This is a genomic window from Pseudomonas sp. Nvir, assembly GCF_963778085.1.
Lineage (GTDB): Bacteria > Pseudomonadota > Gammaproteobacteria > Pseudomonadales > Pseudomonadaceae > Aquipseudomonas > Aquipseudomonas juntendi.
Window position 1 is genome coordinate 5,384,164 of record NZ_OY970405.1, and the last position, 20,743, is coordinate 5,404,906.

16 protein-coding genes are annotated in these 20,743 nt (G+C 64.7%); 6 read left to right on the forward strand and 10 right to left on the reverse strand.

Annotation, left to right across the window (positions count from 1 at the left end; genetic code table 11):
- The first annotated feature begins 178 nt into the window (after positions 1-178).
- From metF to AACG97_RS25805, 4 genes are all read left to right on the forward strand, one after another.
- Positions 179-1,024, forward strand: a complete 846-nt coding sequence (gene metF, locus AACG97_RS25790) for a methylenetetrahydrofolate reductase [NAD(P)H] (RefSeq protein WP_009682835.1) — start codon at positions 179-181, stop codon at positions 1,022-1,024.
- Positions 1,025-1,117: 93 nt separating this feature from the next.
- A complete protein-coding gene (locus tag AACG97_RS25795; protein WP_182389478.1) occupies positions 1,118-2,194 on the forward strand; it encodes a hypothetical protein in 1,077 nt (358 codons plus the stop codon).
- A 56-nt stretch (positions 2,195-2,250) separates the two neighbouring features.
- On the forward strand, positions 2,251-3,039 hold the full coding sequence (locus tag AACG97_RS25800) for a substrate-binding periplasmic protein (protein WP_225786366.1): 789 nt from the start codon (positions 2,251-2,253) through the stop codon (positions 3,037-3,039).
- Between the two features lie 219 nt (positions 3,040-3,258).
- The gene (locus AACG97_RS25805) at positions 3,259-5,151 is read left to right on the forward strand and encodes a DEAD/DEAH box helicase (protein ID WP_182365364.1); all 1,893 of its coding nucleotides are present in this window, start codon (positions 3,259-3,261) and stop codon (positions 5,149-5,151) included.
- 238 nt (positions 5,152-5,389) lie between these two features.
- On the opposite strand, the gene AACG97_RS25810 is transcribed toward AACG97_RS25805, so the two are convergent.
- The 3 genes from AACG97_RS25810 to AACG97_RS25820 all read right to left on the reverse strand — a co-directional run bounded on the left by AACG97_RS25810 (position 5,390) and on the right by AACG97_RS25820 (position 8,678).
- Positions 5,390-5,968: a YceI family protein gene (locus AACG97_RS25810; protein ID WP_197886261.1), complete on the reverse strand. Its 579-nt coding sequence runs from the start codon at positions 5,966-5,968 to the stop codon at positions 5,390-5,392.
- A 32-nt stretch (positions 5,969-6,000) separates the two neighbouring features.
- A complete protein-coding gene (locus AACG97_RS25815) occupies positions 6,001-6,552 on the reverse strand; it encodes a cytochrome b (RefSeq protein ID WP_009682830.1) in 552 nt (183 codons plus the stop codon).
- A gap of 254 nt (positions 6,553-6,806) precedes the next feature.
- Positions 6,807-8,678: a flavin monoamine oxidase family protein gene (locus tag AACG97_RS25820; protein WP_047149592.1), complete on the reverse strand. Its 1,872-nt coding sequence runs from the start codon at positions 8,676-8,678 to the stop codon at positions 6,807-6,809.
- Between the two features lie 225 nt (positions 8,679-8,903).
- Between AACG97_RS25820 and AACG97_RS25825 the strand changes: the two genes are divergently transcribed.
- Together AACG97_RS25825 and AACG97_RS25830 are read left to right on the forward strand one after the other, a co-directional pair.
- Positions 8,904-10,310, forward strand: coding sequence for an adenosylmethionine--8-amino-7-oxononanoate transaminase (locus tag AACG97_RS25825; RefSeq protein ID WP_029887358.1), 1,407 nt, complete (start codon positions 8,904-8,906; stop codon positions 10,308-10,310).
- Between the two features lie 70 nt (positions 10,311-10,380).
- Positions 10,381-11,100 carry a 16S rRNA (uracil(1498)-N(3))-methyltransferase gene (locus AACG97_RS25830; RefSeq protein WP_009682825.1) on the forward strand — a complete coding sequence of 240 codons (720 nt, stop codon included), beginning with the start codon at positions 10,381-10,383 and terminating at the stop codon, positions 11,098-11,100.
- Here AACG97_RS25830 and trhA read toward each other — a convergent pair whose 3' ends face one another.
- The 7 genes from trhA to AACG97_RS25865 form a co-directional block, all read right to left on the reverse strand.
- Positions 11,101-11,718, reverse strand: a complete 618-nt coding sequence (trhA, locus tag AACG97_RS25835; RefSeq protein WP_009682824.1) for a PAQR family membrane homeostasis protein TrhA — start codon at positions 11,716-11,718, stop codon at positions 11,101-11,103. It abuts the gene before it with no gap.
- Positions 11,719-11,834: 116 nt separating this feature from the next.
- The gene (locus AACG97_RS25840; RefSeq protein WP_125855363.1) at positions 11,835-12,296 is read right to left on the reverse strand and encodes a chemotaxis protein CheW; all 462 of its coding nucleotides are present in this window, start codon (positions 12,294-12,296) and stop codon (positions 11,835-11,837) included.
- Positions 12,289-17,238, reverse strand: a complete 4,950-nt coding sequence (locus tag AACG97_RS25845) for a hybrid sensor histidine kinase/response regulator (protein ID WP_225786365.1) — start codon at positions 17,236-17,238, stop codon at positions 12,289-12,291. The genes AACG97_RS25840 and AACG97_RS25845 overlap by 8 nt, the downstream gene beginning before the upstream one ends.
- A 48-nt stretch (positions 17,239-17,286) precedes the next feature.
- On the reverse strand, positions 17,287-19,311 hold the full coding sequence (locus tag AACG97_RS25850) for a methyl-accepting chemotaxis protein (RefSeq protein WP_223809682.1): 2,025 nt from the start codon (positions 19,309-19,311) through the stop codon (positions 17,287-17,289).
- A 47-nt stretch (positions 19,312-19,358) separates the two neighbouring features.
- Positions 19,359-19,913 (reverse strand): chemotaxis protein CheW, encoded by a 555-nt coding sequence (locus tag AACG97_RS25855; protein WP_009682820.1) that lies wholly within the window; start codon positions 19,911-19,913, stop codon positions 19,359-19,361.
- Positions 19,910-20,275 (reverse strand): twitching motility response regulator PilH, encoded by a 366-nt coding sequence (pilH, locus tag AACG97_RS25860; protein ID WP_009682819.1) that lies wholly within the window; start codon positions 20,273-20,275, stop codon positions 19,910-19,912. Before pilH ends, AACG97_RS25855 begins: the two co-directional genes overlap by 4 nt.
- A 47-nt stretch (positions 20,276-20,322) precedes the next feature.
- Complete coding sequence (locus AACG97_RS25865; RefSeq protein WP_009682818.1) at positions 20,323-20,724, reverse strand: response regulator; 402 nt, start codon at positions 20,722-20,724, stop codon at positions 20,323-20,325.
- Between the last annotated feature and the right edge of the window lie 19 nt (positions 20,725-20,743).

A 20,743-nucleotide genomic window follows, 5' to 3' on the forward strand; every position in this document is an offset into this window, starting at 1 on the left:
TTGCAAGTTGCAAGTTGCAAGCAGAAGCAGACCGCAGCTTGTAGCTCCAGCCTCTTAAACCTTGAACGATGACCAAGCCAGACCGGCCATCACCGATCTGGCTTTTACTTGCAGCTTGAAGCTTGCAACTTGCCGCTTGCCGCTTGCTGCTTGCTGCTTGCTGCCAGAGGAACGCCTGATGTCACAAGAACGCCGCTACAGTTTCGAGTTCTTCCCGACCAAGACCGATGCCGGTCATGAAAAGCTGATGGGTGTAGCCCGCCAGCTGGCTGCCTGCAACCCGGACTTCTTCTCCTGCACCTACGGTGCCGGTGGTTCGACCCGCGACCGTACGCTGAATACCGTGCTGCAGCTGGAAAGCGAAGTACAGGTACCGGCCGCCCCGCACCTGTCGTGCGTGGGCGACACCAAGGCTGAACTGCGCGCCCTGCTGGCCGAGTACAAGGCCGCCGGCATCAAGCGCATCGTGGCCTTGCGCGGCGACCTGCCGTCGGGCATGGGCATGGCCTCCGGCGAACTGCGCTACGCCAGCGACCTGGTCGAGTTCATCCGCACGGAAACCGGCGATCACTTCCACCTGGAAGTGGCTGCCTACCCCGAAATGCACCCACAGGCGCGCAACTTCGAGGCCGACCTGGGCAACTTCGTACACAAGGTCAAGGCCGGTGCCGACAGCGCCATCACCCAGTACTTCTTCAACGCCGACAGCTACTTCTACTTTGTCGAGCGCGCGCAGAAGCTGGGCGTGGATATCCCGGTGGTGCCGGGCATCATGCCAATCACCAACTACAGCAAACTGGCACGCTTCTCGGATGCCTGTGGCGCCGAGATTCCGCGCTGGATCCGCAAGCAGCTGGAAGCCTACGGTGATGACACCGCAAGCATCCAGGCCTTCGGCGAAGAAGTCATCACCCGCATGTGCGAACAACTGCTGCAAGGCGGCGCACCGGGCCTGCACTTCTACACCTTGAACCAGGCCGAGGCGAGCCTGGCGCTGTGGAACAACCTCAAGCTGCCGCGCTGAAACTTTTTGGCAATGTCTGCTTAAGAAATGATTAAGGCTTTGGTCATAGACTAAGGCCTTGTTCTTTTTTGGGTTACACAGGTCTCGCCTGCCATGCAGCATCCCCAGCCATCTCGCCCACAGCTCGTCTACCTGGCTTTTGGCCCCGCGACCTATCATCAGGAAGCCTGTTTCAGCATCATCAGCGCCCTTGCCCAGCTCGGCAGTACCGCCAGCAGCGTCATGGACATCCAGGTCTACACCGACAACCCGCAACCCTATGCCGGGCTACCGGTCACCACTCATGTACTGGACGAGGCCACGCGCCAAGCCTGGAACGCCCCGCACGGCTACCACTTCCGCAGCAAGCATGTGCTGTTGCGCCAGGTACTGCGCCAGCACCCGCTGGCCGTACTGATCGACACCGATACCTTTTTCCGCAAGTCACCACTGCAACTGTTCGACCGGGTCGCGCCAGGCAAGCTGCTGTGCAACACCATCGGCCCGCACTATGGGGCGAACCCGAAGTGCCTGCTGTATAAAAACCTGCTGGGCCCTCTGCAGTCCCGCGGCCTGGCCGACTGCCAGATGCCCCTGGTCAACTCCGGGGTGATCGGCCTCACTGCCGCCGACGCGGGCACCCTGGACCGCTCCATCGACCTGATGGACACGCTCTACCCGCTGGCGCGCGAGGCCTACACCCTGGAAGAATTCTGCCTGGCAGTCGCGGCCCATGGTCACCTGCAGCTGGCGGCATGCTCCGACGTCATTCACCATTACTGGAGCCGCAAGGCGCAGTTCCGCGCCAAGATCCAGGCCTGGCTGGCCAAACATGGGCAACATCCACTCAGCCCGGCAGCGCTGGCCGACGTCGCCCTGGTCAACGACCAGCTGCCCCGGCCACCGGCCTTGCACCGCCTGGGCTACAAGGCATTGAGCCTGACTCTTCCGCCCCAGGAACGTCAGTTTGCCCGTGAGTTGCTGTACGGCTGCTACCCCTACGCCAACGAGTTCGACCGCGCCTGCGCGTCGGCCTGGTGGGACAAGGCCCTGGAAAACCTCAATGCCCGCCACGGCCCCACCGACCCCGAGCGCCTGCGCCAGTGCTTGCGCCACCCCGGGCTGCGCTTGTCGCTGGGGGAACGACGCAAGGACATCGAGCATCACCTGCTCAGGTCTTCCCACGCTTGAATGGCCCGGTGCCCTGCCCTCTGGCCTTGCACCGGCCGAGCGCGTAATCTCCCGGCATGCCCAACATCGCCCGGCTGTTCTGGATCCTGCTGCTCGTTTGCCTGAGCCCGTTGGCCCTGGGCGAACGCTTGCGCCTGGTCTCCGACGACTGGGCACCCTACGTGTACCAGCAGGACGGCCATCCACGCGGCATCGACTACGAAGTGACCAACCTGGTGTTCGCCCGCCTCGGGGTCGAGGTGGAATGGCAGTTCCTGCCGTGGAAGCGTTGCCTGGCAATGGTCGAACAAGGCCTGGCCGACGGTATTGTCGATATTTTCCAGACCGAGTCGCGTCAGCCCTACCTGGTCTACGCGCCAGAGCCCATGTCGGAGGTCGAGTTCATCCTGTTCCAGGCCAGTGTGCGCCGCCACGTGGTCAACCAGCTGGAAGACCTGGCCGGGCTTACCGTCGGCACCTCGCCCGGCTACACCTATGGCGCAGCCTTCAGCGGGGCCACCTACTTCAAGCGCGAAGCCGCGCCCACCCACGAAGCCAATTTCGGCAAGCTGATGCTGGGCCGTGTCGACCTGGCGATCACCGACCGCAAGGCTGGCCATTACCTGGCGCAGCAGCTGGGCCTGCAACGGCAGGTCGAGGCGCAGCCACTGGTGGTCAGGCGCCAGCACCAGTACCTGGCCCTGGTGCGCAAGCCGGGCCGCGAGGCACTGGCCGAGGCGTTTGCCGAAGAACTGCGGCGTTTCAAGCAGGAAGCGGCCTATACGGCGATCAGCAACCGCTACACAGGCGACACCAAAAACATTCTCAACGCCGTTGAGCAGCAGGAAAGCAGCACAGCGCGATAGCTCTGTTATACTCGGGCCTTCCCGCCCGGCTCACGCCCGGACGCTCGGCCTCGCAACAGGCATCCCGATCGGCACTGGCGCACCTTCGCGTCCACCCTCCGTTTCCCGGATGTGCAGTGAAAGCCCAGCTGGACCGGACGCGATCGCATCCCGACGATGCCCGTCGCGCCAGGCAGAACATCCCATACGGGCCCAGCCCAAACGAGAACAGGATCGCCCATGTCCTTTGCTTCCCTCGGTCTCTCCGAGGCTCTTGTCCGCGCTATCGAAGCTGCGGGCTATACCCAGCCGACCCCCGTGCAACAGCGGGCCATTCCCGCCGTGTTGCAAGGCCGCGACCTGATGGTTGCCGCCCAGACTGGTACTGGTAAGACCGGCGGTTTTGCCCTGCCGATTCTCGAGCGCCTGTTCCCGGCCGGCCACCCCGACAAGTCGCAGCGCCATGGCCCGCGCCAACCCCGCGTGCTGGTACTGACCCCGACCCGCGAACTGGCCGCCCAGGTGCATGACAGCTTCAAGGTGTATGCCCGCGACTTGCCCCTGGTCAGCGCCTGCATCTTCGGCGGCGTAGGCATGAACCCTCAGATCCAGGCCATCGCCAAGGGTGTCGACGTACTGGTCGCCTGCCCTGGCCGCCTGCTCGACCTGGCCGGCCAAGGCAAGGTCGACCTGGCCCACGTTGAAATCCTCGTCCTGGACGAAGCCGACCGCATGCTCGACATGGGCTTTATCCACGACGTGAAGAAGGTACTTGCCCGCTTGCCGGCCAAGCGCCAGAACCTGCTGTTCTCGGCCACCTTCTCCAAAGACATCACCGACCTCGCCGACAAGCTCCTGCACAACCCGGAGCGCATCGAAGTCACCCCGCCGAACACCACCGTGGAGCGTATCGAGCAACGCGTGTATCGCCTGCCGGCCAGCCACAAGCGTGCCCTGCTGGCGCACCTGATCACCCTCGGTGCGTGGGAACAGGTGCTGGTGTTCACCCGGACCAAGCACGGTGCCAACCGCCTGGCCGAGTACCTGGAAAAGCACGGCCTGACCGCCGCCGCCATCCATGGCAACAAGAGCCAGAACGCTCGTACCAAGGCGCTGGCCGACTTCAAGGCCAACAGCGTCCGGGTACTGGTCGCCACCGACATCGCCGCCCGCGGCCTGGACATCGACCAACTGCCGCACGTGGTCAACTTCGAGCTGCCGAACGTCGAGGAAGACTACGTGCACCGTATCGGCCGTACTGGCCGCGCCGGCCGTTCGGGCGAGGCCATTTCCATGGTCGCCCCGGATGAAGAAAAACTGCTCAAGAGCATCGAGCGCGTCACTCGCCAGCGCATTCCCGATGGCGACCTGATGGGCTTCGACGCCAGCCAGGTAGAAGCCGAAAAGCCCGAAGTACGCGAGCGCCCGCAGAACAACGGCCGCGGTGGCCGTAATCAGCAGGCCCGCGGCGAAGGTGGCAAAGACGCCAATGGCGGCCGCAAGGACAAGGGCAAGGACAAAGGCAAGGCCAAGCAGCAAACAGCTGAAAAGCCCGCCGACAAGGAAAAGAACGGCGACAGGCAACAGCAGCCGCGCAAGCCGCGTGACAAGAAGCCGCGCCAGCAGCAACAAGCCAGCAGCAGCCCCAGCGTGCCGAAGGTTCCGGCCGACCGTGACCCGGAAGAGTTCCTGGATGACGAGATCGACAACTTCGGTAACCGCGCTGACTACGTCAGCCCCTACCAGGGCAAGAGCCAGGGCCGCAATCGTCGCCCGGGTGGCGGTCAGGGCCAGGGCCAAGGCAATGGTCAGCGTAGCAACACTGGTGGTCAGGGCCAGGCCCGTAGCGGCGGCCAGCAGCGCAGCGGCGGTAGCAGCGGCGAAAAACGCCCGCCGCGCGCCAACAACGGAGGCGGTGCCCGTCGTGATGGCGGCGCTGGCCGTGGTCGCCCGGCCCGTGACGATGCTGCCCGGCAGGAGCCAGCCGTGCGCAACCCGCGCCAGGCGGAAAAACAGCCGGTGATCATCCGCAAGGAATCCAAGCTCGACCGTTACCCTACGCCTGAGCAGCTGGATGACTTGCCAAGCCGCCCCCGCGGTGAGCGCCCGGCGCTGCTGACCCGCAAGGGCTAAGCCCAGGTAGGAAAAAAGACGCCGCCCGATGGGCTAATGCCAGTCAGTTAAGTAAGTTGGGGCCGCTTTGCGCCCCTTCGCGGGCACGCCCGCTCCCACAGGGGATCGCGCATTTCTTGAGTTCAGCGCAAAACGTGTGGGAGCGGGCGTGCCCGCGAAGGGCTGCAAAGCAGCCCCAGTAACACTTAACTGACAGCCATTACCCGATGGGCGGCGTTTTTCAGGGGCAACGCAATACTTACTTCTGCTTCACGCCTTCGACACTGATATCCAGGTTCAGGGTTTGCGAAGCCGGGCCTGGGCCCTTGATGCCGAAGTCGTTCAGGTTCAGCGTGGTGGTCGCGTTGAAGCCTGCACGCTCCCCGCCCCATGGGTCTTTGCCTTCACCGTTGAAGGTTGCCTTGAAGGTGACCGGCTTGGTCACGCCGTGCATGGTCAGGTCGCCAGTCACGTCAGCGGTCTTGTCGCCAGTCGACTTCACGCTGGTGGAGACGAACTTGGCGTCCGGGTATTTTTTCACGTCCAGGAAGTCAGCGCTGGCAATGTGCTTGTCACGTTCGGCGTGGTTCGACCACAGGCTGGCGGTTTTCAGGTCGACGCTGATCTTGCTGGCTTCAGGCTTGGCGCTGTCCCAAGTGAAGTTGCCGTCGAAGTCCTTGAACGTACCGTGGATGAAGCTGTAGCCCAGGTGGCTGATTTTCCAGTCAACGAACGCGTGCTGGCCTTCCTTGTCGATCTTGTACTCGGCAGCCATAGCCTGGCCAGCAGAGAGCAGAGCGGTACCCAGCGCCAGAGCGGCAAAAGTCTTTTTCAACATCCTGTTCCTTCCTATGCAATTGAGGTTGAGGGTCAAGCTTTGCGGCCCAGCATGCGGGTCAGGGTCGCGTCACGGTCGATGAAATGGTGCTTGAGTGCAGCCAGGCCATGCAGCACGGCAAAAATCACCAAGCCCCAGGCCAGCCACAGGTGGATTACCCCTGCCACGTCTGCCTGGTCGGGCAGGTCACTGATCAACGCCGGCACTTCGAACAGGCCGAATACCGGAATGCCAACGCCGTCGGCAGTGGAAATCAGGTAGCCGGCGCCCATCACGGCAAACAACCCGAGATACAGCGCCAGATGGCCCAATTTGGCCGCCAGGCGGGTGAAGCTGCCATGGTTGGCCGGTGCCGGCGGTGGCGGGCTGATGAAACGCCAGAGTACACGCAGCAGCATTACCGCCAGCAGCACCAGGCCGATGCTCTTGTGCAGGTCCGGGCCGGCTTTGCGCCACGGGCTGTAGTAGTCGAGGCCGACCATCCACAGGCCCAGGCCGAACAGGCCGAAGACTGCCAGTGCCACGCCCCAGTGCAGGACGATGCTGACCACGCCGTAGCGGGAAGGTGAATTGCGCAGTTGCATGTTGACGTGTTTCCCCGTGAAAGCTGTGCACAGACTAACGCGTAACGTATCGAATAAAAGCGGAAAAAATTGCTTCGGATTATCGATAAATCCGATAGAAATTCTGATCGCTTCCCATTAAGGAAACATTAACGCCAACGGCTGTGAATGGGGTAGCCAGGGCCGGCCTCTACCAGGGCGCCCGCTCCCGCCAAGGACCACAGTGTCCGTTGCAGGAGCAGGGTTACTCACCTAGAGGCCGGCACTGCGACCTGTCAACCCGCCTTGGCCTGCGGGTTGGCGACAGGTTTCTTGGCCGGCTCCGACTTGGCGTTGGCCTTTTTGCTCTCGGCAGGCTTGGTCGCTGGCTTGTGCGCTGGCGCATGCTTGGCAGGGGCGGCCTTGGCCGCAGCAGGCTTGGCCGGCGCGGCCTTCACCGCCGGTGCAGGTGCTGGTGCTGGTGCTGGTGCTGCCTGGGGCGCTGGCGCAGGGGCAACGACCGGCGCCGCTTCGTCAGCCTTGGCTACCGGCTGGGCCTTGGCCTCTGGCGCGTCAGCGCCACCGAACAGGCGCTTGAAGAAGCCTGGCTTGTCTTGCTTGGCCTCATCGCCTGCCTTGGACTCAGCCTTGGCAGGTGCCTGCTCAGCCTTGCCCGCTTTGTCGGACGAGCCACCGAACAGGTTGGAGAAGAACCCGCCCTTACTCGCGGCAGCTGCCCCGGCACCGGCGGCGGCTGCCGCGACCGGCGCGGCCTTGACCGGGTCGAACGACTTGCCGGCCAGCAGGTCCTGGGCCTGGCTGGCGGCACGTTGGCCGCTGCGCAGGGCGCCTTCCAGGGTGCCCGGGTACAAGGCATCGGTGTGCTCACCGGCAAAGGTGATGCGCTGCACCGGGCGCTCCCACAGGCGCCAGAACTTGCTGATCTGGCCCGGCCCGTAGGCCAGGTAGGCACCGCCGGTACCGGCATCGACGCTATACCGCTTCACCTCGTAACCGGTGAACGCACCGCGCGCCTGCGGGTAGAAGGCATGCAGACGGATCAGCACCTGGTCGACCATCTGCTTGTCGCCGAAAGCCTGCAGCAGGCGGGCGTTGTCGCCGGACAGGTTGATCACCACGTTCGCCCCGCCCTTGAGCGCCGGCTCGATCCACAGCATGCCGAGACCGGCGTTGCTGAACACCTCGCCCGACATGCGCGCGCGGCTTTCCCAGACCGGCTTCTTGAACTTGAGCATCAGCTGGTCACGCCAGCCATAGTTGGTGCCCTTGAGCGCCGCCAGGTGCTGGCTGTCCAGCCCCGGGGTGATCTGGATCTTGGCCAGGGCGCGCAATGGCACGGCCATGACCAGGTAATCGGCCTGGTAACCGACACTGCCGACCTTGACGGTGACGCTGTCCTTGTCCTGAACGATGGCGGTGACCGGCGAGCTGGTCTTGATGGTCTTCAACTGCTTGACGAAGGCCTGGGCCAGCACCGGGCTGCCGCCAGGCAGGCGCGCGGCCCGCAGGTCACGGTCACTGACGTTGCGGTAAACACGGTTCTGCTGGGCGAAGTACAGCAGCGACAGGCGCGACGGTTCGTCGTAACGGGTGCGGATTTGCTGGTTGATCAGTTGCCGGGCGGTGGCCGGCAGTTGCAGCTTGTCCAGCCAGCTGGCGACGTTGATCTGGTCAAGGGCAAACAGCGTGCTGGTGGCCTGCGGATTGAGCGGGTCGTCGATCGAGCGGGCCAGGTCATCGAGGGTTTTCTCGTAACGCTTGAGTGCCTCGGCGGTGGCCGGCTGCTTGGTCGCCAGGTCGGTTGCGCTGAAGTACTCGCCGTCGATCAGGTAACCCGGGGTGCGCACGAACTCTGGCGCCGGCAGGGTCGTGAGCTTGAAGCGCTCAAGGTACTCATTGAGCACAGGTTGCGCCTTGGCGTTGCCGATCCACTCGCTGGTGGCCAGGCCAGAGCGCCCGCCCATGCTGGCCTTGGCCTCCAGCAGGGTCACCTGCCAGCCTTTGTTCTGCAGCTCATAGGCTGCCGTAAGGCCCGCCAGGCCACCGCCGACGACGATCGCCGTGGGTGTCTTGTCCTTCGCCAGCGCAGCGCCGCTGGACACACCAATCAATACCAACGCGCACAGGCGCACCCAAGCAGCAGCCATGTCGGCGAACTCCGAGTCAGAGGTTACAGGAACGAGGAGGGGCAGAAATGCCCCGAGCGAGATGCGTTAAGAATACGTCAGCCGTGCCGGCCCTGCCAGCGCAGTGATATCAAGTGCCCTTGGCAACTGACAATTTTACCTGCTGCCGCCCGGCGGTTGTCCTACCCTGCGGCATTGCTTAGGCTTACGCGGTCGAACCACGCCGCAAAGCCAGGAGAAGTGCCGATGGGCCTCAATGATCAGTGGATGCAACGTGACCTCAAGGTCCTGTGGCACCCCTGCACCCAGATGAAAGACCATGAGCAGCTGCCGCTGATCCCGATCAGGCGCGGTGAAGGCGTATGGCTCGAAGACTTCGAAGGCAAGCGTTACCTGGACGCGGTGAGCAGTTGGTGGGTCAATGTGTTCGGCCACGCCAACCCGCGCATCAACCAGCGCATCAAGGACCAGGTCGACCAGCTGGAACACGTGATCCTGGCCGGCTTCAGCCATCAGCCGGTGATCGAGCTGTCCGAGCGCCTGGTGGCCATGACCCCGGCCGGGCTTGACCGGGTGTTCTACGCCGACAACGGCTCATCGTGCATCGAAGTCGCGTTGAAGATGAGCTTCCACTACTGGCAGAACGTCGGCAAGCCAGGCAAGAAACGCTTCGTCACCCTGACCAACAGCTACCACGGCGAAACCATCGCCGCGATGTCGGTCGGCGATGTGCCGCTGTTCACCGAGACGTACCAGGCGCTGCTGCTCGATACCCTCAAGGTGCCGAGCCCGGACTGCTACCTGCGCCCCGAGGGCATGGGCTGGGAAGAGCATTCGCGCAACATGTTCGCCAGCATGGAACAGACCCTGGCCGAGCACCACGAAACCATTTCGGCAGTGATCGTCGAGCCGCTGATCCAGGGCGCCGGCGGCATGCGCATGTACCACCCGGTGTACCTCAAGCTGTTGCGCGAGGCCTGCGACCGCTACGACGTGCACCTGATTCACGACGAAATCGCGGTGGGCTTTGGCCGTACCGGCACGATGTTCGCCTGCGAGCAGGCCGGCATCCGCCCAGACTTCCTGTGCCTGTCCAAGGCCCTTACCGGCGGCTACCTGCCGCTGGCGGCCTGCCTGACCACCGACAAGGTGTACCAGGCCTTCTATGACGATTACCCGACCCTGCGGGCGTTCCTGCACTCGCACAGCTACACCGGCAACCCGCTGGCGTGCGCAGCGGCGCTGGCGACCCTGGACATCTTTGCCGAGGACAACGTGATCGAGGCCAACAAGGCCCTGGCCGCACGCATGGCCAGCGCCACCGCCCACCTGGCCGACCACGCCCACGTGGCCGAAATCCGCCAGACCGGCATGGCGCTGGCCATCGAGATGGTTCAGGACAAAGCGGGCAAGGTCGCCTACCCCTGGCAACAGCGGCGGGGCCTGAAGGTGTTCGAACACGCCTTGAGCCGCGGCGCGCTGTTGCGCCCGTTGGGCAGCGTGGTGTACTTCCTGCCGCCGTACGTGATCACCCCCGAGCAGATCGACTTCCTTGCCGAGGTCGCCAGCGAAGGCATCGACCTTGCCACCCGCGAGCGCATCAGCGTGGCGGTGCCGGCCAACTTCCACCCCGACTTCCGCGACCCGGGCTGATCGTGCAGCCCTTTCGCGACACAAGGCCGCTCCTACCCAGGGCGCGTTTCCCTTTGCCAACGAGCACTACATGAGACTGTCCCGCTTTTTCATCGATGCCCCCCTGAGCCTTGGCGAGCATGACCTGCCCGAGGCCCAGGCCCACTATGTTGGCCGCGTCTTGCGCATGGCCCCCGGCGACGCCGTGCAGCTGTTTGATGGCAGCGGCCAGGAATACCGTGGCCATTTGCTTGAAGTGGGCAAGAAAACCGTACGCGTCAGCCTCGACCAGGCGTTTGCCGGCCAGGCCGATTCGCCTTTGCACATCCACCTTGGCCAAGGCCTGTCCCGCGGCGAGCGGATGGACTGGGCGATCCAGAAAGCCACCGAACTGGGCGCCAACGCCATCACGCCTATCATCAGCGAGCGCTGCGAAGTGCGCCTCAAAGACGAGCGCGCCGACAAGCGCCTGGCGCACTGGCGCCAGGTGGCAATCAGCGCCTGCGAACAATGCGGCCGCTCCACCTTGCCGGCCATCAACCCACCCACCACCCTGGCCGAATGGCTGAGCAGCACCCATGCTGAGCTGAAGCTGGTGCTGCACCCGGTGGCCGAGCCGCTCACGAGCCATGCCAGGCCCGCCACCCTGGCCTTCTTGATCGGCCCTGAAGGCGGCCTTGGCGACGCTGAAGTCGAACAGGCGCAACGCGCAGGCTTCCAGGCCGCACGCCTCGGCCCGCGCGTGCTGCGCACCGAAACCGCACCGGTAGTGGCGCTGTCGGTAGCGCAGCAGTTGTGGGGCGACTTTTAACTAACGCACGTAGAACGACACCGCCACAAAGTGCAAAAGGCTGCCGGCGATCACGAACAGGTGCCAGATACCGTGCGCGTGGCGCAGGCGGCTGTCGAGGGCGAAGAAGATGATGCCCACGGTATAGAACACTCCGCCGGCGGCGAGCCAGACAAAGCCGGCGGTGCCCAGTGCTTGCAGCAGGGGGTTGACCGCCACCAGTACGATCCAGCCCATCACCGCGTAGATGATGATCGACAGGATCCGCGCTTCGGAGCGGGGCTTGATTTCCTGCAACATGCCGATCACTGCCAGCCCCCAGACCACGCCGAACAGGCTCCAGCCCCACGGGCCATGCAGGCTGACCAGGCAAAACGGTGTATAGCTGCCGGCAATCAGCAGGTAGATCGACAAGTGATCGAGCTTGCGCATGATCACCTTCGCCCGGCCGCGCGTGCTGTGGTAGAGGGTGGAGATGCTGTACAGCAACAGCAAGGTGCTGCCGTAGATGGAGAAACTGACGATCTTCCACGGGTCACCTTGCATACCCGCAACCACGATCAGCCAGATGGCACCGATGCTGGCCAGGATGGCACCGACCAGGTGCGTCCAGGCATTGAAGCGTTCACCGTAATACATGCAAACACAGACCTCTCTAGGAGCGGCTAGTTTCAAGCGGCAAGCTGCAAGCCGATCACGGTGAAACGAACACCGCCCTCAAGCTCGCAACCTCAAGCTTGAAACTTCAAGCGCTGCTATTGCAATTGCGCGTCACGCACCAGCCTTTCCAGCGCAACCAGGTCGGGCACCCGCGCCACTTGCTCGCCCACCTGTACTGCGGCCAACTCCAGCCGCCCCAGCGCCACGTCCACATAGTTGAGCTGGCTGTCGAGCTTGCAGGAACGCGGAATGTCCTGCAGCAGCAATGCCAGGTAGCGCAGGCCGGTGTCGCCCAAGGCATTGAGCACCACCACCCGCGCCCGCTCCCCGCACCGTGTTTCGCCACCGCAGGCAGCCTCGAAACCGATCAGCGGCAGGCGCTGCTGGCGCCAGTCGATCCAGCCCAGGTGCCAGGGCGGGTCGCCGCGCTGGCACAACAGGTTGCGTTGGCCGCTCAACTCGGCCACCGCCACGTTGGGTAGCACCAGGGTCCGGTCACCCAAGGGCAGCAACAACCCGGTCAGGCTGCTGCGCTGGCCGGCAATCAGTTCAAGCATGGGTCTGGCTCCACTGGGCGATACTTTGCAACAGCAACGACTCCTGGTACGGCTTGCCCAGGTATTCGTTCACGCCAATCGCCATGGCCCGGTCGCGGTGCTTCTGCCCGGTACGCGAGGTGATCATGATGATCGGCAGGTCTTTGAGCCGCTCATCACGGCGGATACGCGTAGCGACTTCGAAGCCGTCCATGCGCGGCATCTCGATGTCCAGCAGCAGCACATCGGGGCGGTGCTCCTGCAGCAACGCCATGGCATCGACACCGTCCTTGGCCGTGAGCACGCTCATGCCGTGGCGTTCCAGCAGGCGGCTGGTGACCTTGCGCACCGTGACCGAGTCGTCCACCACCATCACCAGCAAGGCGCGGCGCGGTACCGGGCCGGGCAACTGGCGCGGGTTGGCGCCCCCGGGCAGGCGCGCCAACCTGCGCTGCTGGCCACGCAGCTGGCCCAGCAGGTCGAGAATCAGCACGACCCGCCCATCGCCCAGCAACGTCGCCCCGGAAAGCCCGGCAACGGCGGCAAATTGCGGCCCCAGGCTTTTCACCACGATCTCGCGGCTGGGTGACAAGGCATCGGCCTGGATCGCGAACGACTGCTCCTTGGAATGCACCAGCAGTACCGGCAGCGGCACACTTTGCCCCAGCAAGCTCGGGCGCGGCATGCCTTGCAGCAATTCGCCCAGGTAGCGCAACTCGTATTCGTGGCCGGCATACACATAGCGTGGCGTGTCCAGCTGGTAGCACGCCGCCAGCTCGGCCGGCGGCACGCGGACGATGCCCTCGATGGTATTGAGCGGGATGGCGTACTGTTCCTCGCCCAGGTGCACCATCAAGGCGCGGTTGATCGACACCGTGAACGGCAGGCGGATCAGGAACCGCGCGCCTTTGCCCTGGGCCGACTCGATGCTCATCGAACCGCCCAGCTGCTTGACCTCCTCGTGCACCACGTCCATGCCCAGGCCACGCCCGGAGATCTGGGTAATTTTCTCGGCGGTGGAAAAGCCGGGGCGCAGGATGAACTGCAGGATCTCGTGGTCGCTCAAGTGCGCCTGCGGGTCCAGCAAGCCGCGTTTGATCGCCTTGCGCCGTACAGCCTCCAGTGGCACGCCGGCACCGTCGTCGGTCATTTCGATGACGATATCGGCGCCTTCGTGCAGCAAGTTCAGGTGGATGGTACCCAGCTCCGGCTTGCCCGCAGCCAGGCGCATTTCGCGGCTTTCCAGGCCATGGTCCACGGCGTTGCGCAGCATGTGCTCCAGCGGCGCCACCATGCGTTCGAGCACGCTGCGGTCCAGTTCGCCCTCGGCGTTGCCGACCACCAGCTCCACTTGCTTGCCCAGCTCGCTGGCCACCTGGCGCACCACCCGTTGCAAACGCGGTACAAGGCGTTCGAAAGGCACCATCAGGGTGGCGGTCAGGCCCTCCTGCAACTGGCTGTTCACCCGCGCCTGTTGCTGCAGCAGGCTGTACGCCTCCTGGGCGCGCTGGGCCAGGGTTTCCTTCAGGTCGAGCAGGTCCGAGGCAGACTCGAACAGTGCCCGCGACAGCTGCTGCAACTGCGAATGGCGGTCCAGCTCCAGGGGGTCGAAATCGTCGTAGGCATCGCCCTCGAACGGCTGGCGGCTGGAGATCCGCCCCTGGGTCTCGCTATCCAGGCGCAACAACTGGTCGCGCATGCGCTCAAGGGTGGTTTCCATTTCGTTGAGGGCAAACTGCGCATCGTTGACCTGCTGCTCGATGCGCCCACGGATGATCGAGTGCTCACCTGCCAGGTTGCCCAGGTCGTCGAGCAGTTCGGCATCGACCTTGACCATGTCGCCGGCGGCGCGCTCGGGTGCCGCTGCCGGCACTTCGGCAGCGCTGGCATCTTGCGGCCCCTGGCCTGCGGCACTGTCGGTCAGTGCCGCGCTGCTGAAATTGCGTATGTAGTCGATCAGCGCCGTGGCCGCGTGCAGCGGCTGCCCCAGGCGCACGGCGTCGAGCATTTGGGCCAGGCGATCGTGGCAGTTCTGCAGCAAGGCGAACAACGGTGCACTGGGTGGCAGGCGGCCGGCGGCGAGCAGTTCGTAGAGAAACTCAAGCTCATGGGCAAGGTCGCCGATTGGGGTGATTTCGACCATGCGCGCCACGCCCTTGAGGGTGTGCAGGTCGCGCATCAGGTTGTCCACCTCGACGCTGCTGCGCGGGTCGGCTTGCCAGCGGGCCAGGGCTGCAGCGGCGCTTTCGACGATGTCCGAGCTTTCTTCGAGGAATACCTCCAACAACTCCTCGCCAGGGCTTTCGGCCTCCTCGACCTGGGGCTCGGCCACTTCCGGCGGCAGTGACGGGCGTGGCAAGCCCAGGCCCAAGGCGTCGGTCAGGTCCATGTCCGGGTGCAGCGGGGTGACCGCGTCGATACCCACCAGGCCGGTGGCATCCGGGGCCAGCGCCTGGTTCAGCAGCGCACGCAGGCGCTCGACCAGTTCCGGGCGCGGCGCTACATCCTGGCCGGCCGCCACTTCATCGAGCATGTCCATCAGGGCTTCATGGGCACCCTGGGCCAGGGCGAAAAAACCTGCTTCGGCAGCCAGGCTGCCCTCCTCCACGGCACCATAGAGGTCGAGCAGGGCCTCGCACAGGTCATCCATTGGGCAAAGGTCGGCCAGGTGCGCGGCATGGCCCAGCGTGGTCATTTCATCCAGCAGGGTGTCCAGCGCATCGCGTTGGCCGGGCTGCTGCTGCCAACGCGACAGCAACGATTCGGCGTTGAGCAGGGTATCCATCGCTTGCGCGAGGAAACTGGCCACCCACTGCGGGTCATGCCTGCCGCGCCGCTGCTGCTGAGGGTCGGCGTGCAGGCTGGCCAGCCGCTCGTCCACTGCCTGGCCAACCCGCTCGATCAGGTCCGAGGCCCCGGCAATGGGGGCAAGCGGGGTGCTGTCCAGTTGTGCCAGGCCCAGCTGGAACAACGCCCGGGCAGCCTCAAGCCACTCGACTTCAGCCATCTGCAGCAGTAACTGGTGGACCTTGTATTCGCGTACCAGGCGGTCGAAGGCCGTGGCCAGTTCGGCAAGCGGCATCACCCCGGCCATGGCGGCGCTGCCCTTGAGCGTGTGCAAGGCACGTTGCAGGTCATCGCTGACCGGCGTGTCATGGCCGCCGGCACCCTGCAGGAAGGCGTCGAGACTGGCCAGGTGGCCTTGCGCTTCGCTGCGGAAGATGTCCAGCAACTGCGGGTCGAGGCCATCGAGGTCGGCGACCGCGGGTGGGTCGTTTTCAGCCAGGCCATGCAGATGCCCAGCCAGTCGTTCGATGTCACTCAGCTGCGGTGACTGGCCTGCGGCAAAGTCGGCCAGCAGGTCTGGCAACTGCACGAACGCTTGCTGCAGCGCCACCACGCCCTGGGCGCTGAGCGCCCTGCGGCCTTCGATTACACGGTTCAACAGGTGTTCGGCGCCCCACGCCAGTTCGGCCACGGCTTCGGCATGGACCATACGCCCACTGCCCTTGAGCGTGTGCAAGGCGCGCCGAACATCGCCCAGTGCTGCCATCTGCTGGTTATCGGCACGCCAGCGCAGCCAGTGCCGCTCGATTTCCGGTAACAGCTCACCGGCCTCTTCGAGGAACACCTCGCGCAGCTCATCATCGATGCCATCGCTGCTGTCATCGGCGCCTTCAGTGGCGGCGGGTTGCGTACACTGCACCCCAAGCGCAGCCAGGCTGGCCCGTGCGGTGTCGATAAAGGGCTGGCCATCGGCCAGCGGATCTGCGACACGCCATTGCAGATAACACTCGGCCGCGCTCAGGGCCTGCGCCAGGTGGGCCAGCTCATCGGCCGGCGGCTCCGCTTCCAGGTGTTGCAGCCAACCCTGCACATAGCCGGCACACCCCTCAAACAGCTCGGCCACCGCAGGCAGCATCAACATGGCCAGTGCCCCGCGAACCTGCTGCAACAACCCCGGCAGGGGTTGCAGGCGCTGCCGCGGCCAGCCGGACTCCAGGCAATCGCCAATCAGGTCCTTGGCCTGTTGCAGCACATTCAGCGACTCGTTCAGCACCAACTGGCGAATCTCGGCCAGGTCCGAGCCAGCCAGGCCGCCCTGGCCGTTTTCCTCCAGCGGGCCGACCATGCCGTTGAGGGTAGCCTCCACGTACAGCAGCGCACCTGCCACATCCATCAGCACCGCATCGTCAACGGCACGCGCCGCCTCGGCCAGCGCCTGCAAGGCCAGCACCTGGTCGATGATCACCCGCCGTGGCTGCTGAAAGCCCAGCACGGCGAGGGTATCGGCGACATGCCGCAGGGGCGCCAGCAAAGCGTCAAGCTGTTCACGGTGCTGACGGTCGCCCCGCACGAACTGGTCAAGCCGCTCCTTGATGCGCATCAGGTCGTCGCACAGCGCGGTCACTACCGAGCGCAAGGCGTCCCGGCCCGGCCCGGCCTGCAGCTGTTCACGCCAATTGCCCAGCGACAGATCGAGGTTGGCCAGGTCATCGGCACCGGCGAAGCGGTGCGCCGTGCCGCTGATCAGGCTGGCCTGGGCCAGCGGCTCGACACCCCGGCAGGCGCGCAACTGGTTGAGCAACGGCAGCATCACCAATGGCAGGTCATGGCGCGCGCCACGCAAGCGTTCAAGGTACGCCGGCAATTGCTCGAGGCCGCGGAACAATGCGCCCAGGCAATCCCCGCGCGGGCTGACCTGACCATCGGCCAAGGCCTTGGCGAACAGCTCCAGCTCCTCGGCCAGCCGTGTTGCACCGCGCAATTCGAGCATACGCAGGCAACCATGCACCTGGTGCAGGTTGTCGACCACGAAGGCCAGCATCGACAGCTCGCCCGGCTCGCCGGCAAAGCGCTCCAGCGCCTGGCGGGCCTGGCCCAGGCAATCGAGGATGGCGGCCTTGGTCCAGGCCAGCGCCACGGTATCGTGGCGCTCGGGGCTTAGTGCTGCTACAGCCATGGGCACTCCTCAGCGCGGCATATCAGTACGGCTCATCACAAGGCCGGTTCACTTGGGCTCGGCAGGTGGTGGCAAGGTGAAGCCAGACACCGAACGGCGCATCTCGCTGGCCATGCGCGCCAGGTGGCGAATACTGTCGGCGGTCGCACCAGAACCGGCGGAAGTCTGCGCAGTGATCTGCTGGATCACCGCCATGGTGTGGGAAATCTGCCCGGCCGAAGAGGTCTGCAACTGCGCGGCGTCGGAAATGCTGTGGATAAGGTCGGCAAGGTTCTGCGACACCCCTTCGATCTCGGCCAGCGCCACCCCGGCATCCTGGGCCAGGCGGGCACCGCGCACCACCTCGGCGGTGGTTTGCTCCATGGATATGACGGCTTCGTTGGTGTCGGCCTGGATGGTGCGCACCAACGCCTCGATCTGGCGGGTGGCCGACGACGAGCGCTCGGCCAGGCGCTGCACTTCGTCGGCGACCACGGCAAAGCCGCGCCCGGCTTCGCCCGCCAGCGAGGCCTGGATTGCCGCGTTCAGGGCAAGGATATTGGTCTGGTCGGCGATATCGTCGATGAGGCTGACGATATCGCCGATTTCCTGGGACGACTCGCCCAGCCGCTTGATGCGCTTGGCGGTGTCCTGAATCTGCTCGCGAATGTTGTCCATGCCGTTGATGGTGTTGTGCACCACCTCGTTGCCCTTGTTGGCGATGGCCACCGACCGCTCGGCAACCTTGGCAGATTCATAGGCATGTGCGGAAACCCGGTCGATCGACTCGACCATGTCGCCCACCGCCTCGGACGCCTCGCTGATCTGCTCAGCCTGCTGCTCGGAGGCCTTGGCCAGCTGCCGCGCGGTGTTCTGCGTATCCTGCACGGCGGCGGCAACCTGCACCGCACTGTGGTTGATGGTAGCGACCAGGTCACGCAGCTGGTCGACCGAATAGTTGATCGAGTCGGCAATGGCGCCGGTGAAGTCTTCGGTGACCGAAACCGTCACCGTCAGGTCGCCATCGGCCAGCTCTTCGATTTCATCGAGCAGGCGCATGATTGCCTGTTGGTTGCGTTCGTTCTTTTCTGCCGTCTCGCGCAGCTGGCGGTTGGTGGTACGCACCATCACCAGGCCGATGAGGATGATCGAAGCCAGGGCCAGCAGGCCCAGGGCGTAGCCACCCACGGTATCGAGGGTGCGCCCGCCGGCCAGGTTTTCAAAACCGTTGGCCAGGTGCGAGGCCTCGTCGAGCAGGGTTTGCGACAGGCTGAAGATATTGCCCGCCGCCTCGCGCACCCGGAACAGCTCTGGGGAGGTTTCGAGAATTTCGTCCACCGAACCGGCAACGAACTGGAACAGCTCGGCAATTTCGGCCAACCGGGCACGGGCGTCGGCATCTGCAACTCGGGTTACCTGGATGCCCGCATCGCCGTTGAGCATCCCTTGCAGCACCTGGCCGAAACGCCCGGCATCACGCCCGAATGCATCGGCCGCCTGGGCTGCCGCGTCATCACCGGCCAGCACGGTGTTGACCGAGCCGAGGATCCGCTCGGCCAGCAACAATTGGCGCTGGGCCACCGCCACCTGGTTGGCCGGGGCGCCGCTCTGCAGCAGGATCTCGACGACCTTTTCGTACTCCACCTGCAGTTGCGGCACGGTTTCGGCCAGTGTCGCCGCCACCTGGTGCAGCGACAGCACCGTCTGTTCAGTGGCCAGGATGGTATCGGTGTTCTTGCGCAGGTTTTCCCAGTCACGCCGCACCGCTTCCATTTCATCACGCACGGCGGGCGGCGCCGGCGGCAGGCCGGTGGCCTTGTCACCTTGGCGCAGGTAGCCCCAGCGCCGCTCGAAATCGTTGCGCGCATCCGACAGCAACTTGAACGCCAACGCCTTGCCTGCAGCGGCTTCGGTGGCGTTCTTGGCGATGCGTTGTGACAGCACGCGCAACTCGCCGGCATGGCCGATGTACTGCTTGTCGTAGTTGGACTGGGTGTTCAGGTAAGCGAAATTGGCGAACAGCAGGATGATCGACAGGATCAGGATCAGGAACAGCACGGTGATCTGCGCGATGCTACGGGTACGCGGGGTCACGGTGGTGGCCGTGACGGGGGCGGCGGGTGTGTTCACGTTCGCAGGTCCTATAGCGCCACATCGAGAAAGCCCGGCGCCTGGGCCAGGGCGAAGGGGCTGAAGATCGCCCAGTTGCGTTCACGCGGGAAGTGCCCTTGCACAAAGCGCGCAGCAGCCCGAATCAACGGCTGTGGCGGGGACAGTTGCAGGCTGTCGAGGGTAAAGTGCTGCAAACCGAGCACTTCGTCCACCAGCAGGCCGACGAACAGGTCGTCGTGGTCCACCACCAGCACCCGGCGCTGCTTGCCCGGGGCGGCGTGGCCCAGGCCAAAGAAGCTGCTCAGGTCCATTACCGGCAACAACCGGCCACGCAGGTTGGCCACGCCGCAGACCCATGGCTGCACCCCCGGTACCCGGCTGCTACGCGGCTCGCGCAGCACCTCGGCCACCTCGCCCATGGGCGCGACGAACCATTGCCCGGCGGTGCGAAAGCCAATGCCACTCCACTCTTGCAGGCGGTTGTCTTGCGGCGGCTGGTCAGCGACCAGCAAACGGCAGCGCCGGTCGATGTCCAGCAACAACTCGAAGGCGGTCAGTGACGCGCCCTGCGGGCGGGTGGTCAAGCCCCCAGCACTTCTTTGAGCTTGGCGATCAGCGCCTCTTCGCCCACCGGTTTGGTGAGGAAGTCGCGGGCGCCCTGGCGGGTGGCCCAGATGCGGTCGGTCTCCTGGTCCTTGGTGGTGACCACGATCACCGGAATGGCACTGGTTTCCGGGTCTTTGCTGAGCTGGCGGGTGGCCTGGAAGCCGTTCATGCCCGGCATGACGATGTCCATCAGCACGGCGTCCGGCTTTTCCTGCCGGGCCAGTGCCACGCCGTCGGCACCGTTGTTGGCCTTGAGCACCTCGTGGCCATTCTTTTCAAGAAACTGGGTCAAACTCGTCATCTCTGTCGGCGAGTCGTCGACAATCAGAACTCGGGCCATGCTGTTACCCCATCAGGAAAGTAGAACCGTGCCATGGCGGGGCGCGGTCAGGGTGCTTGTGGTTCAGGTGCCGCAAACCCGGGCACATGGGCACGGATTGCGTCGAGCAGTTCTTCCTTGCTGAACGGCTTGGTCAGAAACTGATCAGAGCCGACTACCCGGCCGCGGGCCTTGTCGAACAGCCCGTCGCGCGACGACAACAGGATCACCGGGGTGTCCTTGAAGGCGCTGTTGTGCTTGATGATGGCGCAGGTCTGGTAGCCGTCCAGGCGCGGCATCAACACGTCGACGAAGATGATGCCGGGGCGGTGATCGACGATCTTGGCCAGGGCATCGAAGCCATCGCTGGCGGTGATCACCTCGCAGCCGGCTTCACCGAGCAACATCTGCGCAGTGCGGCGGATCGTGCGCGAGTCGTCGATCACCATCACCTTCAGGGGTTGTTCCATAGACGCCTACCCGTGGGAA

Excerpts from the sequence above, each read along its gene's own strand:
- AACG97_RS25800 (WP_225786366.1), top strand. The coding sequence starts at position 2,251 with ATGCCCAACATCGCCCGGCTGTTCTGGATCCTGCTGCTCGTTTGCCTG.
- AACG97_RS25830 (WP_009682825.1), top strand. The coding sequence starts at position 10,381 with ATGAGACTGTCCCGCTTTTTCATCGATGCCCCCCTGAGCCTTGGCGAG.
- AACG97_RS25815 (WP_009682830.1), bottom strand. The coding sequence starts at position 6,552 with ATGCAACTGCGCAATTCACCTTCCCGCTACGGCGTGGTCAGCATCGTC.
- trhA (WP_009682824.1), bottom strand. The coding sequence starts at position 11,718 with ATGTATTACGGTGAACGCTTCAATGCCTGGACGCACCTGGTCGGTGCC.
- AACG97_RS25795 (WP_182389478.1), top strand. The coding sequence starts at position 1,118 with ATGCAGCATCCCCAGCCATCTCGCCCACAGCTCGTCTACCTGGCTTTT.
- AACG97_RS25825 (WP_029887358.1), top strand. The coding sequence starts at position 8,904 with ATGGGCCTCAATGATCAGTGGATGCAACGTGACCTCAAGGTCCTGTGG.
- AACG97_RS25840 (WP_125855363.1), bottom strand. The coding sequence starts at position 12,296 with ATGCTTGAACTGATTGCCGGCCAGCGCAGCAGCCTGACCGGGTTGTTG.
- pilH (WP_009682819.1), bottom strand. The coding sequence starts at position 20,275 with ATGGCCCGAGTTCTGATTGTCGACGACTCGCCGACAGAGATGACGAGT.
- AACG97_RS25810 (WP_197886261.1), bottom strand. The coding sequence starts at position 5,968 with ATGTTGAAAAAGACTTTTGCCGCTCTGGCGCTGGGTACCGCTCTGCTC.
- metF (WP_009682835.1), top strand. The coding sequence starts at position 179 with ATGTCACAAGAACGCCGCTACAGTTTCGAGTTCTTCCCGACCAAGACC.
- AACG97_RS25820 (WP_047149592.1), bottom strand. The coding sequence starts at position 8,678 with ATGGCTGCTGCTTGGGTGCGCCTGTGCGCGTTGGTATTGATTGGTGTG.
- AACG97_RS25865 (WP_009682818.1), bottom strand. The coding sequence starts at position 20,724 with ATGGAACAACCCCTGAAGGTGATGGTGATCGACGACTCGCGCACGATC.
- AACG97_RS25845 (WP_225786365.1), bottom strand. The coding sequence starts at position 17,238 with ATGGCTGTAGCAGCACTAAGCCCCGAGCGCCACGATACCGTGGCGCTG.
- AACG97_RS25805 (WP_182365364.1), top strand. The coding sequence starts at position 3,259 with ATGTCCTTTGCTTCCCTCGGTCTCTCCGAGGCTCTTGTCCGCGCTATC.